The sequence below is a fragment of the Pseudomonas sp. P4_B3 genome (assembly GCF_056402295.1).
In genome coordinates this window covers 1-14,471 of sequence record NZ_JBFUHR010000019.1, presented here as the reverse complement: position 1 = coordinate 14,471, position 14,471 = coordinate 1, and the positions used below count along the sequence as shown (strand labels likewise).

Below are 14,471 nucleotides of genomic sequence, written 5' to 3'. Positions count from 1 at the left end.
GTGGCAAAGTTCTCGGTCCGTAATGATTTCAGTTTTTTTCTTGTAACAGAGTGTTCCAGTCTTCGGCATTCACAATACCGAGCACTTGCAGTTGACCATTGCCATCGATGTGGACAAACAGCGCGCTGGCGTACTCGGCGTCCTTCGCCGAATGCTTCAGGCCGGCCTGCTTTTCAAAGTCGGCGATGCAACCGCTGTGGGTCACCAGCACCAGGTTGCGATGGGCTACCTTGTGCGCCACGACATCGTTACGCAGGGTCGTGCCGCAGGTCGCCAGCCACTCCTGGGTCCGTGGGTCGCTGTTGAACATGTAATGCGCGGTCTGCACGGTGCGCGTCACCGGGCTGGTCAGGATGTCGGCTTGCGTCAAACCCAGGCGTGCCAGGCCTTGCCCGACACCGGCGGCCGCTTCACTGCCGATTCGGGTAATACCGTCAGCCGGGCCCAGGCAAGGATTGCTGGAACGGTCGCAGCGCTCGGCGTGACGAACCAGTACCGCGATCTCGCCGGCACTCCATTGTTGCAGCAATTGGGCCCGGGCTTGCGCGCCCTCATGGGCCAGGTTGGCCGGGGATTTCGGCCACAGGACCAAACCGGTGACCACCGCGGCGACGGTCAGTGCAGCAATGGCCACGACCGATTTAGACAGGCGCGAAGACGGTTTACGCGAGACGGAATTGACCAAGTTTGTCCACCAATAGGAGCGCCAGGGAAGTACTGTTAAACAAAACCTGAAACAGCACAAAAAATGTCCGCCGAGACTAAGTTCAGCGAATTAACTGCGGCCCACGTTAAATCTGTGCAGGTGTCGGAGCGGTGAAAGGAATGTGAAAAAATTGCATAGGAGGTTCGCTCGGATAATTTGTTTGTTACTGAGAAACGTTGTCTTTTACACTTGCATGGAATGACAGCGGGAAACAGAGAGGGCGTATGGGTTGGGATTAACGGCGAACGTGTCGCCGTTAATCCGGGAAGCAGGAGAAAAGGCGTTCAGGGCGAAGGGCAGCTCGCCTGTGGTCTGGCGGCAGCCTGGCTGATCAGCGCGGCCAGGCGTTTGACGTTGTTTTGCTGGGCAAGCACCAGGTCATCGATGCTCGCACCTGACGGTGTTTGCAAGGTGCTGCGGCAAATCACCCGTGCCGTGTCGCCGATGCCGGCACTGCGCAGACGCCATTTCACGTCCATCAACGCGTATTGACCGGGGACCGAGTCAAAACGCTGCACATCGACCCGCACCGAATATTTGCCTTGTACCGGACTGTTGCTCAGTTGATCGGCCAGCGCACCGCGCAATTCATCCACGAGGGTCGCAGCCCACCAATGGGTTTCCAGGATCGCCAGGCCACTGTTGCCTTGGCGAATGACGATCTGCGCACGATCGACCTGGGGCGGCACGCTGATCGTCTCGATCTGAATCACCCCGACGGTGGTCATTGAATGATCGCCCACCTGGGCCGGGGTCAGGGTGTGGAATTGAATCGGGTCACTGCGGCAAGCGGCGAGCAGCAACATCGCGGTGACCAGGGTGAACTTCAGCGGAAAAGCCATGGGTGTTGCTCCTGTGTTCAATTGCGCGGTGGCCCCTGCAGATCCACGGGTGCGGCATTGTTCGGACGGCCGCGAAGCAGCGATTCCGGATGCCGCCCCAGGTAATCCGAAAGGTCACGCAAGGACCTCGACGTGCGTCCCAGCTCATCCAGGGTTTGCCCCAGTTTTTCCCGTTGCGGTGAATCGTCGGCCAAGGTCGAACTGGCGGACTGCAGGGTCGAATTGGCGGTTTCCAGGGTTTTGCTGACATCTGACAAGGTGGTCTGCACGCCAGGCATGATCTTGCCGTTGAATTGCATGATGCCTTTGCGCAGTTCGACGAGATTGCCATCGAGATTGCCGGCGATTCGCTCGATCGGCAGTTTGTTGATCTTGTCGACCATGGATTCGAGTTTTTCCTGCAATTGCTCGAGGCTGCCGGGAAGGGTCGGGATCATGACCGGGCGTGCGTTTGCATCGAAGGCGACTTTGTCGGCCTTGGGGTAGAAGTCCAGGGCAATGTACAACTGGCCGGTCAGGAAGTTGCCGGTGCGGGCCTGGGCACGCAGGCCGTTTTCGATGAAGGTGCCGATCAAGCGTACGCCAGCGGCTTCGTTATTAGGGTCATGATCGAGCGCCTTGAGCATTTTGATATGGGCCTGGCCCAGGCGCTGCGGGTAAATCACGATACCGACGTTGATTGGAAAGGAACGTTTTTTCTCGTCGTAATCCAGATTGACTGCCACCACCTTGCCGATTTCCACACCGAGGAATTCCACCGGGGCATCGACCTTGAGCCCGCGCAGTGCCTGGTCGAAGCGCATGGCCAGGTACTGCGGCTTGCCGTTTGGCGGGGCGAGGGCGGTTTGCTGGTCTTCGAACAGTTCGTAGGCGTACTCGGCAGCCGCAGGTTTATCGTCAGGGCTGTAGTCGGGCGCGCGGAAGGCAATACCGCCCACCAGCAAGGAAGACAACGATTCGGTCTTGACCGCAAAACCGTTGGCACCGACGCTCACGTCTATGCCGCTGGCGTTCCAGAAACGGGTGTTTTCGGTGACGTACTTGTCATTGGGTGCATGGATGAACAGCTCGATGTTCACGCCTTTGCCATCCGGGTCCAGCGCGTAGGCCACCACCTGACCCACCGGGATCTTGCGGTAGTAGACCGGAGAGCCGATATCCAGCGACCCCAGGTCCTGTGTGAACAGGGTGAAACGCTTTCCCGGCTCGCCGTAGGTGATGGGCGGCGGACTCTCCAGCCCCATGAAGTTTTTTGCCCGGCCGTTGGCCTGGCCGATATCGGCACCGATGTAATCGCCCGACAGTAGCGTGTCGATGCCGGACACACCGCCCGCGCCAATGCGCGGCCGCACGACCCAGAATTGCGAGTCTTCGCGGGTAAAGCTTTCGGCCTGCTTTTCCAGCTTGATGGTGGCGTTGACGCTCTTCTGGTCACCGCTCAGCTCCACATCGGAGACATGACCGATCACGACATTACGGTATTTGACCTCGGTTTTATTCGCGGTCAGGCCGTCCCCGGTCTTGAACGTGACAACGATGGTCGGACCTTCCTGCAGAATGCTGTGAACCACCAGCGAAATACCCACCAGCACCGCGACGATCGGCACGATCCAGACCAGTGAAACGCTGAAGCGGCGGGTCTTGATCGGCGCCGGCCCGGGGGCTTGCGGCCCGTCAGTGGCTTGTGACTTCATCCGTGACCTCCTCATTGTGTGGGTTTTCCCGTTCTTTATCCCAGATCATGCGTGGATCGAAGCTCATGGCCGACAGCATGGTGAACACCACCACCAGGCCAAAAAACAGAATGCCCGGACGCGGTTCGATGTCGGCCAGGGCCTGGAATTTCACCAGCGAGGCCACCAGGGCGACCACGATCACATCGAGCATCGACCAGTAACCGATGACCTCGACGAAGCGGTACAGCGTCGACCGCTCCTTGCGCGCCCACTCGCTGTCGCGATGCACAGTGACCAGCAGTAGCGTGATGGCGACGAACTTGATGCCCGGCACCGCGATACTGGCAATGAAAATGATCAGGGCGATGTCCCAGGCTCCGGCTTCCCAGAACTCCAACACGCCACTCATGATCGTGCTGTCGGCGCCATGGCCGACCATTTTGGTGTTCATCACCGGCAACAGGTTGGCCGGGATGTAAAACACCAGGGACGCGATCATGTAGGCCCAGGTCCGGGTCAAGGCATTGGTCTTGCGTCGATGCAAAGGCGCGCCGCAGCGCTCGCATTCGTGAGGTTTGCCAGTCATGTCGCAGGCCAGGCCGCAGGTGTGGCACAGGCACAGGTTGAGCTCGTCGGCGTAAGGAGGCGTGCTCATACAATGTCCCATAATTCGCGGATGTCGCGCCCGGCGATGCGGATCATCATCAGGCTCAGCGCAGCCAGGGCAAACAACCCGATGCCGGGCAGCACATCGAGCAGACCGGCGAGCTTGATCACCGCGACCATGGCGCCCAGCAGGCAGACTTCGAGCATGCTCCAGGGCCTCAGGGTTTCCAGCCAGCGCATGCAGAGTTTGAAACCGGGCGAACGTCGATGGGCGAGGGCGAAGCCCAGCACCCAGATCAGCAGCAACAGCTGGAAAATCGGCGCGATGATCATGGCGATTGCCGCCACCATGGCAATGAACGTGATAGGCCCCAGGCTCAGGGCCAGCACCGAGTCCCAGAGCGTTGCGCTGTTCTTCACGCCTTTGAGGCTGATGCTCATCACCGGATAGAAATTGGCAAATACCCACAGCATCAGCGCCGTGAAGGTCAACGCAAGACGCTGTTCCACCGTGAGGCCGTTATAGCGCTGAAGCACGCCGCCGCAGCGCGTACACAGGGTTTTTTGATGTTTGGCGAGCGTGACTTTCTGGTACACGCTGTCGCAGTGCTCGCAGATGATCAGCTGATCAGTAGTTGCCATGGGTCAAGCTCAACAGAAGGCAGGAGGTTCAGAGCACTCCCTCAATATAGAAGTGACTCGCAATTGAGCAAATCGAAAGTCGCACCTTGAACACTATCCGCCGCCGGGGGATGACTCGACCCACGGAATTACATGGGAAGCAAGCGACGAACGACTTCGAATTCCACTGCCTGCATTGCGCGTAATGAAAATAACCGTACTAGGCTGACTCGGGTGCCTTGAGTAGCTACAGGAATTCAGTTGTCTGGTCAGTAGAACGCCTGGAACTAACCAGAGGGCATGGTTTGGGGTAACTCACCAGGGTCCGGTCACGGATTACTTGAAAACAAGTAGCCGGCCACAAGGATCCGTCCCGATAAAGGAAGGTCGCCATGAAAACACTCTCGCATCGCTCAAGGTTCTACATTGCAGGTTCATTACTGATAGCGCTTAACGGTATGGCCCAGGCTGCACAAACAGAAAAGCCCAATATCCTGTTCATCGTGTCCGACGATACCGGCTACGGCGATCTGGGGCCGTACGGTGGCGGTGTCGGCCGGGGCATGCCGACACCCAGCATCGACGAACTGGCCGCTGAGGGCACAACCTTTTACTCGTTCTACGCGCAACCAAGCTGCACGCCAGGGCGAGCCGCCATGCAGACCGGGCGCATCCCCAATCGCAGCGGCATGACCACCGTGGCCTTCCAGGGCCAGGGCGGTGGTTTGCCCGCCGCCGAGTGGACGCTGGCCTCGGTGCTCAAGACCGGCGGGTACGAAACCTACTTCACCGGCAAGTGGCACCTGGGTGAAGCCGACTATGCGTTGCCCAATGCCCAGGGCTATGACGTGATGAAGTACGTCGGCCTCTATCACCTCAATGCCTACACCTACGCCGACCCGACATGGTTCCCCGACATGGACCCGGAAACCCGGGAAATGTTTACCAAGGTGACCAAGGGCGCACTCTCGGGCAAGGCGGGAGAAAAGGCCGTCGAAGAGTTCAAGATCAACGGCCAGTATGTTGATACGCCGGTCATCGATGGCAAACCCGGTGTAGTCGGGATCCCCTACTTTGACGGTTATGTGGAAAAAGCCGCACTGGAATTCCTCGACACCGCCGCCAAATCCGACAAGCCGTTCTTCATCAACGTCAACTTCATGAAAGTGCACCAGCCGAACCTGCCGGCACCGGAGTTCGTTCACAAGTCGATCTCCAAGTCCAAGTACGCCGACTCGGTGGTCGAACTGGATACGCGCATCGGCCATATCATGGACAAGCTCAAGGCGCTGGGCCTGGATAAAAACACGCTGGTGGTTTACACCACCGACAACGGCGCCTGGCAGGACGTTTATCCGGACGCCGGCTACACGCCATTCCGTGGCACCAAGGGCACCGTGCGCGAGGGCGGTAACCGGGTCCCTGCAATCATGACCTGGCCTGGAAAAATCAAGCCCAATGCCAAGAACCACGACATTCTCGGCGGGCTCGATTTGATGGCGACCTTCGCCTCGGTGGCCGGCATCAAGTTGCCGGAGAAAGATCGCGAAGGTCAGCCGATCTATTTCGACAGCTACGACATGACCCCGGTGATAACCGGCACTGGCCCCGACCCACGTAAGGAGTGGTTCTATTTCACCGAAAACGAGTTGTCGCCGGGGGCGGCCCGCGTAGGCAACTACAAGGCCGTGTTCAACCTGCGTGGCGACAACGGTGTGCCGACCGGTGGCCTGGCCGTGGACACCAACCTGGGCTGGAAAGGTGAGTCGAAGTACGTGGCGGTCGTACCGCAAGTCTTTGACTTGCTGCAAGATCCACAGGAGCGCTATGACATCTTCATGAGTAATGTCACCGAGCGCACCTGGACCATGGTGCCGATCAGTCAGGCGATCAACAAGCTGATGCAGACCTACATCAAATACCCGCCACGCAAGCTGCAAAGCATGGGCTATGACGGGCCGATCGAATTGTCGAAGTACCAGAAATTCCAGTCGATTCGGGAAAGCTTGCAGAAGGAGGGCGTCAATATCCCGGTGCCTAACTAGCGGTGCGGCAGCGGTCTTGCTCAAGACCGCTGCATTTCTGTCGGCCAGGCGGGGGAACTCCCTCGCCACGGCTACCCGGTCAACCCAGCACTTCCCGCATCCGATACCAGAACATGCCAAGGGCCAGCAACGGTGAGCGCAGGGCGCGTCCGCCGGGGAAGGTCATGTGCGGCACGGCGCTGAACACGTCAAAGCCTTTGCTGTGGCCGGCATGGATCGCTTCGCCCAACAACTTCGCGCACCAGTGGGTCACGTTCAGGCCATGGCCGGAGTAACCCTGGGCGTAGAACACGTTCGGGTGCTGGCTCAGGCGCCCGACCTGGGGGAAGCGGTTGGCCGAGATGCCGATCTTGCCGCCCCACTGATACTCGATGCGCACATTGGCCAGTTGTGGGAACACCTTGAGCATTTGCGGACGCATGTAGGCGCTGATGTCCGAAGGATCGCGCCCGGAGTAATGGCAGGCACCGCCGAACAGCAAGCGACGGTTAGCCGAGAGCCGGTAGTAGTCCAGGCCGACCTTCTGGTCGCACAGCGCGAGGTTGTGCGGGATCAGTTTTGCAGCGGCGTCTTCCGACAACGGCTCGGTGGCGATGATGTAGCTACCCGCAGGGAGTACCTTGCCGCTGAGCTTCGGTTCGAGTTCTTCCAGATGCGCGTTGCAAGCCAGCACCAAGGTTCCTGCACTCACAGTGCCACCGGCACAGCGCACTTGCACCGTGCTGCCATGGATCAATTCCAGCACCGGGCTCTGCTCGAAAATTTGCACCCCTAGGGACTCGGCAACTTGCGCCTCGCCAAGGACCAGGTTCAGCGGATGCAAATGCCCCGAGCCCATGTCCACCAGGCCACCGGCATACACGCCGGAGTTCACCACCTGCTCACGGATCTGATCCGGCGCGACCAATCGGGTTTCAAAGGCATAACCGGACTCGATCAGCTCCGCCTGTTCGGTCTTGAACGCTTTGAACTGGGCCGGGGTATTGGCCAGTTCGCAAAAGCCCCAGCTGAGGTCGCAATCGATACCGTGCTCTCGGATGCGATTGGCCACCACTTGCACCGATTCGGTCCCGGCGTGTTCCAGGTATTGCACGCCATCGGCGCCGATGTGCCTGGCGAAACCACTGACGTCATGGCCGATACCACGAATCAACTGGCCGCCGTTGCGCCCGCTGGCACCCCAGCCAATCCGCCGGGCCTCCAGCAGGATCACCGAGAGACCGCGCTGGGCCAGTTCGATGGCGGTGTTGATGCCGGTGAAACCCGCGCCGACCACGCAGACATCGGCCGTAAGGTCCGAGGCCAGCGCGGGACGCTGCCTCATGCCCTTGGCGGACGCTGCGTAATAGGAGTGGGCGTGTTCCTTGGTGTACTGATTCATTTGTTGGACTTCACTTTGCTCCACGAACGGGTCATCAGGCGCATGATCGACTGCGGCGGCGTGGTGGAGATGTAGAGTTTGTCGAGGACTTCCTGGGACGGATAAACCTCGGGGTTGCTGACCAGCTCAGGGTCCATGTACTGCTTGGCGGCCGGGTTCGGGTTGGCGTAGCCGACCGACGCGCTGACCTTGGCAATCACTTGCGGGTCCAGCAGGTAGTTGACGAAGGCGTGGGCTTCTTTCGGGTTGCTGGCGTCGGCGGGGATGGCCAGCAGGTCGAACCACAGGTTGGCGCCTTCCTTGGGAATGGCGTAGGCGATGTTCACGCCGTTCTTGGCTTCCTTGGCGCGGTTGGCGGCCTGGAACACGTCACCCGAATAACCGAACGCTACACAGATATCGCCATTGGCCAGGTCCGAGACGTACTTGGAGGAGTGGAAGTAGGTGATGTAGGGGCGGATCTGCAGCAGCTTGGCTTCGGCCTTTTTGTAGTCCTCGACACTTTCGCTGCGCGGGTCCATGCCCATGTAATTGAGCATCGCCGGGAACACTTCGTCCGCCGAGTCCATCATCGACACGCCGCAGGCGCTGAGCTTCTTGATGTTTTCCGGTTCGAACAGCACGGCCCAGGAATCGATGTGATCGATGCCCAGCACTTGCTTGACCTTGTCGACGTTATAGCCGATGCCGTTGGTGCCCCACAGGTACGGCACCGAGTGCGAGTTGCCCGGATCGTTTTTCTCCAGCAGCGCCAGCAGTTTCGGGTCGAGGTTCTTGAAGTTCGGCAGTTGATCGCGATCGAGCTTGAGGAACGCGCCGGCCTTTACCTGGCGGGCGAGGAAGTGGTTGGACGGCACCACCACGTCATACCCGGTACGACCGGCAAGCAGCTTGCCCTCCAGGGTTTCGTTGGAATCGAATACGTCGTAGATCACCTTGATCCCGGTCTTGGCCTGGAAGTCGACGAGGGTGGTTTCGCCGATGTAGTCGGTCCAGTTGTACACGCTGACCTGGGGTTGGGCCTGGGCAACGGCACTGAACAAGACCGCCAGCGCGGCCGGGACCACGGATTTCAAAAGACGCATATCGATACCTTCTTGGAATTATTGGATTCTTCAGGCAAATCTTTGGTGTTCTGTGTCCTCCTGTGGGAGCGGGCTTGCTCGCGAAGAGGCCGGTACATTCAACATCATCGTTGACTGACAGGCCGCTTTCGCGAGCAAGCCCGCTCCCACAGGGGGATGTGTGATCCCTTGGGGGAGCGAGGGCTTTAAACGCTCAGCATCAGGAACTCACGCTCCCACGAGCTGATCACCCGTTTGAAGTTCTCGTGCTCGGCGCGTTTGACCGCGACATAGCCCCGCACGAACTTGCTGCCCAGGTAGCGGCTGATGGTGTCGCACTCTTCCATCTGGGTCAGGGCGTCTTCGATGGTGATCGGCAGGCGCAGGTTGCGACGCTCATAGGCACGACCCTGTACCGCAGCGCTCGGCTCGATACGTTCGACCATGCCCAGGTAACCACACAGCAGGCTGGCGGCGATCGCCAGGTACGGGTTGGCGTCGGCACCCGGCAGACGGTTCTCGACGCGCATGGCGTCCGGGCTTGAGGTCGGCACACGCAGGCCGACGGTGCGGTTTTCTTCGCCCCATTCGACGTTCACCGGTGCCGAGGTGTCCGGCAGGAAGCGGCGGAACGAGTTGACGTTCGGCGCGAACATCGGCAGCACTTTCGGGATGTACTTCTGCAGGCCGCCAATGTGATGCAGGAACAGCTCGCTCATGTTGCCATCGGCATCGGCAAAGATCGGCTGGCCGGTGGCAATGTCCACCACGCTCTGGTGAAGGTGCATGGCGCTGCCCGGCTCGTCGCCGACCGGCTTGGCCATGAAGGTTGCCGCCACGTTGTGCTTGAGCGCCGCTTCACGCATGGTGCGCTTGAACACGGTGATCTGGTCGGCCAGGTCCAGGGCGTTGCCATGACGGAAGTTGATTTCCATCTGCGCCGGGCCGTCTTCGTGGATCAGCGTGTCCAGGTCCAAGCCTTGCAGTTCGCACCAGTCGTAGACGTCTTCGAACAGCGGATCGAATTCGTTGGCCGCGTCGATGGAGAACGACTGGCGACCGCTTTCGGCACGGCCCGAACGGCCCATCGGCGCCTTGAGCGGCAGGTCCGGGTCTTCGCAGCGCTGGGTCAGGTAGAACTCCATTTCCGGCGCGACAATCGGCCGCCAGCCTTTGTCGGTGTACAGCTGCAGGACTTTCTTCAGCACGTTGCGCGGCGACAGTTCGATCGGGTTGCCGAACTTGTCGAAGGTGTCGTGGATCACGATGGCGGTCGGCTCGATGGCCCATGGCACCACGTAGACGGCGTCGGCGTCCGGCTTGCAGACCATGTCGATATCGGCCGGGTCGAGCAGGTCGTAGTAGATGTCGTCGTCGACAAAGTCCCCGGTTACCGTTTGCAACAACACACTTTCCGGCAGGCGCATGCCTCGCTCATGCAGGAACTTGTTGGTGGGTGCGATTTTGCCGCGTGCAATGCCGGTCAGGTCGCTGACGACGCACTCGACTTCGGTAATCTTGTGATCTTTCAGCCAAGTGAACAGCTGATCGAAAGGGACATTCATAAAGACCTCGTTATTGGTTTTATTAACGCCAGGAGAGACCGGTTTCATCCGCCGGACACTTCCCCTGTAGCGCGTTGACGACTATCTTGTGCGAGCCTTGCAGTTCCATCTATCCACTTTAAGCAGCACAAAGCGCACCAAAAGAGTGCGTAAGGTCGCCCCATGACAGGTTCCAATTCCCTCCAGGTCCAAGCCTTCAACACCGCCGATGTCGCCGAGCAAATCCGCGCCACGCCGGGCTGGGTGCAGCAATACCAGCAGATGTCGCCGGGGCATTTCGCGGGTAGGGTGCGTTATCTGGACCTGCAGGGCGTGGAGATTTACGAAGAGTCGATGAACACCCGGGTCGAGCAGAATTTCAGTGCGCCCCAGGGCTCGTTGTCGTTCTGTTTCGATCGCGGCGACAACGCGCTGTACGTGTTGAATGGCGAAAGCCGCAACATCTGGATCACCCCGGAGAACTACCAGGAAATCGCCGTGGTGTTCGGTCCGGAGTTTGTAAAGCGTCATAGCCTGGATATCGCCCGGCTCGAAGGGCTGTTCATGGCGCCGCTCAACTCCCGGCAGAACGCGCTGTTCTGCCGTTGGCTCAGCGGCACCTTGACGCGGCTGTCGCAAACCTTCGATCCACCGAGCCGCGAAGCGCTGACCCAGCAATTGCTGGAAGATTGCCTGTTCATTCTCGACAACGCCTGTGTCGGCCTCGACCAGGGTGCATTGCAGCGTCGGGCCGGGGAGCGGGCGATCATGAAGCGGGTAGGGGAATGGGCCGCGGACACCCCGGAAGAACACCTCAACCTGCTGGAGTTGTCCCAGGTTGCCGGGGTTTCACTGCGCCAGTTGCAGCATGCGTTCAAGACCTACACCGGCATGTCGCCGACCCAGTGGCTGCGCCTGCGCCGACTCAACAGTGCCCGCCGCGAACTGCTGAGCCGCACGCCCACGCAAACCACCGTGGCTGAAGTTGCCATGCATTGGTCGTTCTGGCATCTGGGGCGGTTTTCCAGCAGCTATCGCGCGTTGTTCAACGAGTTGCCGAGTGACACCCTCAAGCGTGCGAGTACCAGTCAGGCAAGCGGTCGCAGCCGGCGCTAGAACGTCGGCGGTGTAATCACCCAGATCACCACCGCATCGACATCGCCGGGGTTGCCGTAGCGGTGCGGCTCCTGGCTGGAAAAGCTGAAGCTGTCGCCTTCATTGAGCTGGAAATGGCGCTCGCCAACCCACAACTCGAAACTCCCCGAGAGCAAGTAACCGGCTTCTTCACCGTCGTGGCTGTAGCTTTGCTGGCTGTAGGTGCCGGGCGGGAAACGCGAGTGGAGCATTTCCAGTTGGCGGTTGGCTTGCGGCGTCAGCAACTGGTCGACGATGCCGTCTTCGTAATGCACGTTCAGGCGGCTGCTCTTGCGCACCACGACGCCATCGTCTTCGGGCGCGGTGACCGCTTCACTGGCGAAGAACCACTGGATGGTCACGCCGAGGCTGCGGGCAATGTTGAACAGCGCCGGAATCGACGGGTAGGCGAGGTTGCGTTCCAGCTGGCTGATGTAGCCGGCGGTGAGTTCGCTCTGTTGCGCCAGTTCCGCCAGGGTCATGCCCCGGCGCTTGCGCAGGCCACGAATGCGCGTGCCGAGGAAATGCGGTTCGGCGCTGCCTGATGCGGGCGGGGTCTTGCTGTTGTTGCTCATGGAATGTTCCGAACCGGGGGCTGCACTTCGCCCCTTGTAGGAGCGAGCTTGCTCGCGATGGACTTCAGAACACCGCGTCTTATCCAGAAAACACGCGTCATCGTTAGCGACCATCGCGAGCAAGCTCGCTCCTACAGAGAGCGATCATTTGAATCTAAAGCCCCGGAGTATAAACAGCCTTAAAGCTCCCACGCGACCTTCAAGCCTTCATAAATCGCTTCTTCGGCGGTACGCGGCGCCAGGCAGTCGCCGATCCGGCGAAACTCCACCAGCCCTTGCAGTTCAGCACCCAGGGTATCCACCGGTTGATGGCCTTGGCACAGCACCAGCGTATCGATGTTCTCCATCAGCATCGGTTCGCCGCTGGCGGTGTGTTGCAAGTACACCGTGTTGTCATCGCAGCCATACAGCCGCGCGTACGGCGTGATCGGAACCCCCAGCTTATGCAGCTCGCCGGCCAGTTGATCGCGCACGTACAGCGGCAGGTTTTCCCCGCAATGAGTGCCGTTGACCGCCAGTTGCACCTGATGCCCGGCGCGGACCAGGCGTTCGGCGATGCCGGGGCCGATCCAGTCGCAGCGCCAGTCGACCACCACCACCGAACGGCCGATCTGTACTTCATCGCGCAGCACTTGCCAGGCGTCCACCACCTGCAATTCACCGCCGCGCTCGAAGGCTGGCCAGTAGGGCTCGGCACCGGTGGCGACGATCACCATGTCCGGTTTTTCCTGCTCCACCAGCGTGCGGTCGACCCGGGTATTGCGCACCACGCGCACACCGGCCAGCTCCATTTCCCGCTGCAGGTTGGTGCTGGCACCGCCGAACTCGCTGCGCCGTGGCAGCAACTGCGCGAGCAACACCTGACCACCCAATTGCGAACTGGCTTCGTACAGCGTCACCTCATGACCACGCTGGGCCGCGACGGTGGCGGCTTTCATCCCGGCCGGACCACCGCCGGCAATCATGATGCGTTTGCGCTGTGGCGCTTGTCGGCGTTCGCCGAAGATCAGTTCGCGCCCGGTTTCCGGGTGCTGGATGCAGGAAATCGGCAAGCCCTTGTGGAAGTGGCCGATACAGGCCTGATTGCAGGCAATGCACGCCCGCACGTCTTCGACGCGGCCGGTGTCGGTCTTGTTGGGCATTTGCGGATCGCAGATCAGTGCCCGGGTCATGCCGCACACATCGGCCTGGCCGCGAGCCAGAATCAGCTCGGCTTCCTGGGGCTGGTTGATGCGCCCGGTGACGAACAAAGGAATGTTCAGACTCGCCTTGAATGTCCCGGCTTCTTTAGCCAGGTACGCCGCTTCGATCGCCATGGGCGGCACGATATGCACCGCGCCGCCAAGGGATGCCGAAGTACCGGCGACGATATGCACGTAATCGAGCTGCGCTTGCAGTGACTGCACGGCGGCCAGGGATTCGTCCTCGGTCAGGCCTTCCGGGTCGCGCTCGTCGGCGGAGATGCGCAGGCCGATGATGAACTGCTCGTCGGTCGCCGCGCGCACGGCTTTGATGACTTCGCGCAGAAAACGCAAACGCTGTTCCAGCTCACCGTTGTAGCCATCGGTACGCCGGTTGACCCGCGGGTTGATGAATTGCGCCGGCAGGTAACCGTGGCTGGCCACGACCTCGACGCCATCGATCCCGGCCTGATGCAGGCGGCGGGCGGCAGCGGCGTAACCGTCGACGATCTCGTCGATCATCGCCTGATCCAGCGCGCGGGGCATCACCCGGAAGCGTTCGTTGGGCACCGACGAGGCGGAGTAGGCCACCGCCAGCAGGCCATCGCTGGACTCCATGATCTCCCGCCCCGGATGGAACACCTGGGACAACACCACCGTGCCGTGGGCATGGCAGGTTTGCGCCAGTTTGCGGTAACCCTCGATGCACGCGTCGTCGGTGGCCATCAGCACGTGGGAGGTGTAGCGCGCACTGTCATGCACCCCGGCCACTTGCAGCACGATCAGCCCGGCACCGCCTTCGGCACGTGCCCGGTGATAGGCGATCAATTGTTCATTGACCAGGTTGTCGGTGGGCATCGAGGTGTCGTGCCCGCTGGACATAATGCGGTTCTTCAGGCGCTTGCCACGGATCTCCAGGGGTTCGAACAGGTGCGCGAAGGCGGGTGTCGAGGTCGGCATGGGGCGGGTACTCCTGGCAGGCTGGCCTGTAGGAGCGAGCTTGCTCGCGATGGACGTTAACGATAACGCGTGTTGTCTGGATGAACGCGTCGCCCTCAGGTCCATCGCGAGCAAGCTCCATCGCGAGCAAGCTCGC

General features: G+C 60.5%; 12 protein-coding genes. 2 read left to right on the top strand and 10 right to left on the bottom strand.

Annotated elements, in window-relative coordinates; genetic code table 11:
- Positions 1-28 precede the first annotated feature (28 nt).
- From pmrG to AC1DWG_RS21310, 5 genes are all read right to left on the bottom strand, one after another.
- On the bottom strand, positions 29-685 hold the full coding sequence (gene pmrG / locus AC1DWG_RS21330; RefSeq protein WP_477753660.1) for a lipopolysaccharide core heptose(II)-phosphate phosphatase PmrG: 657 nt from the start codon (positions 683-685) through the stop codon (positions 29-31).
- Between the two features lie 305 nt (positions 686-990).
- Complete coding sequence (locus AC1DWG_RS21325; protein WP_477764200.1) at positions 991-1,548, bottom strand: PqiC family protein; 558 nt, start codon at positions 1,546-1,548, stop codon at positions 991-993.
- A 17-nt stretch (positions 1,549-1,565) separates the two neighbouring features.
- Complete coding sequence (locus AC1DWG_RS21320) at positions 1,566-3,242, bottom strand: PqiB family protein (RefSeq protein ID WP_477764201.1); 1,677 nt, start codon at positions 3,240-3,242, stop codon at positions 1,566-1,568.
- Positions 3,223-3,879, bottom strand: coding sequence for a paraquat-inducible protein A (locus AC1DWG_RS21315; RefSeq protein WP_477788310.1), 657 nt, complete (start codon positions 3,877-3,879; stop codon positions 3,223-3,225). The genes AC1DWG_RS21320 and AC1DWG_RS21315 overlap by 20 nt, the downstream gene beginning before the upstream one ends.
- Positions 3,876-4,472 (bottom strand): paraquat-inducible protein A, encoded by a 597-nt coding sequence (locus AC1DWG_RS21310; RefSeq protein WP_477764203.1) that lies wholly within the window; start codon positions 4,470-4,472, stop codon positions 3,876-3,878. Before AC1DWG_RS21310 ends, AC1DWG_RS21315 begins: the two co-directional genes overlap by 4 nt.
- Before the next feature lie 371 nt (positions 4,473-4,843).
- Between AC1DWG_RS21310 and AC1DWG_RS21305 the strand changes: the two genes are divergently transcribed.
- Entirely contained in the window at positions 4,844-6,496 is a 1,653-nt protein-coding gene (locus AC1DWG_RS21305; protein WP_477764204.1) for an arylsulfatase, read from the top strand.
- A gap of 79 nt (positions 6,497-6,575) precedes the next feature.
- On the opposite strand, the gene AC1DWG_RS21300 is transcribed toward AC1DWG_RS21305, so the two are convergent.
- The 3 genes from AC1DWG_RS21300 to AC1DWG_RS21290 form a co-directional block, all read right to left on the bottom strand.
- Positions 6,576-7,877 carry an NAD(P)/FAD-dependent oxidoreductase gene (locus AC1DWG_RS21300; RefSeq protein ID WP_477788309.1) on the bottom strand — a complete coding sequence of 434 codons (1,302 nt, stop codon included), beginning with the start codon at positions 7,875-7,877 and terminating at the stop codon, positions 6,576-6,578.
- Positions 7,874-8,962 carry a polyamine ABC transporter substrate-binding protein gene (locus AC1DWG_RS21295; RefSeq protein ID WP_477788308.1) on the bottom strand — a complete coding sequence of 363 codons (1,089 nt, stop codon included), beginning with the start codon at positions 8,960-8,962 and terminating at the stop codon, positions 7,874-7,876. The genes AC1DWG_RS21300 and AC1DWG_RS21295 overlap by 4 nt, the downstream gene beginning before the upstream one ends.
- A gap of 185 nt (positions 8,963-9,147) precedes the next feature.
- Entirely contained in the window at positions 9,148-10,506 is a 1,359-nt protein-coding gene (locus AC1DWG_RS21290; RefSeq protein ID WP_090455086.1) for a glutamine synthetase family protein, read from the bottom strand.
- 162 nt (positions 10,507-10,668) lie between these two features.
- On the opposite strand from AC1DWG_RS21290, the gene AC1DWG_RS21285 reads away from it, so the two are divergent.
- Positions 10,669-11,601, top strand: a complete 933-nt coding sequence (locus tag AC1DWG_RS21285; RefSeq protein WP_477788307.1) for a helix-turn-helix domain-containing protein — start codon at positions 10,669-10,671, stop codon at positions 11,599-11,601.
- Here AC1DWG_RS21285 and AC1DWG_RS21280 read toward each other — a convergent pair.
- Together AC1DWG_RS21280 and AC1DWG_RS21275 are read right to left on the bottom strand one after the other, a co-directional pair.
- Entirely contained in the window at positions 11,598-12,194 is a 597-nt protein-coding gene (locus AC1DWG_RS21280) for a cupin domain-containing protein (RefSeq protein WP_477788306.1), read from the bottom strand. The two genes, AC1DWG_RS21285 and AC1DWG_RS21280, sit on opposite strands and share 4 nt — an antisense overlap.
- Positions 12,195-12,373: 179 nt before the next feature.
- A complete protein-coding gene (locus AC1DWG_RS21275) occupies positions 12,374-14,335 on the bottom strand; it encodes an oxidoreductase (protein WP_477788305.1) in 1,962 nt (653 codons plus the stop codon).
- Positions 14,336-14,471: the final 136 nt, after the last annotated feature.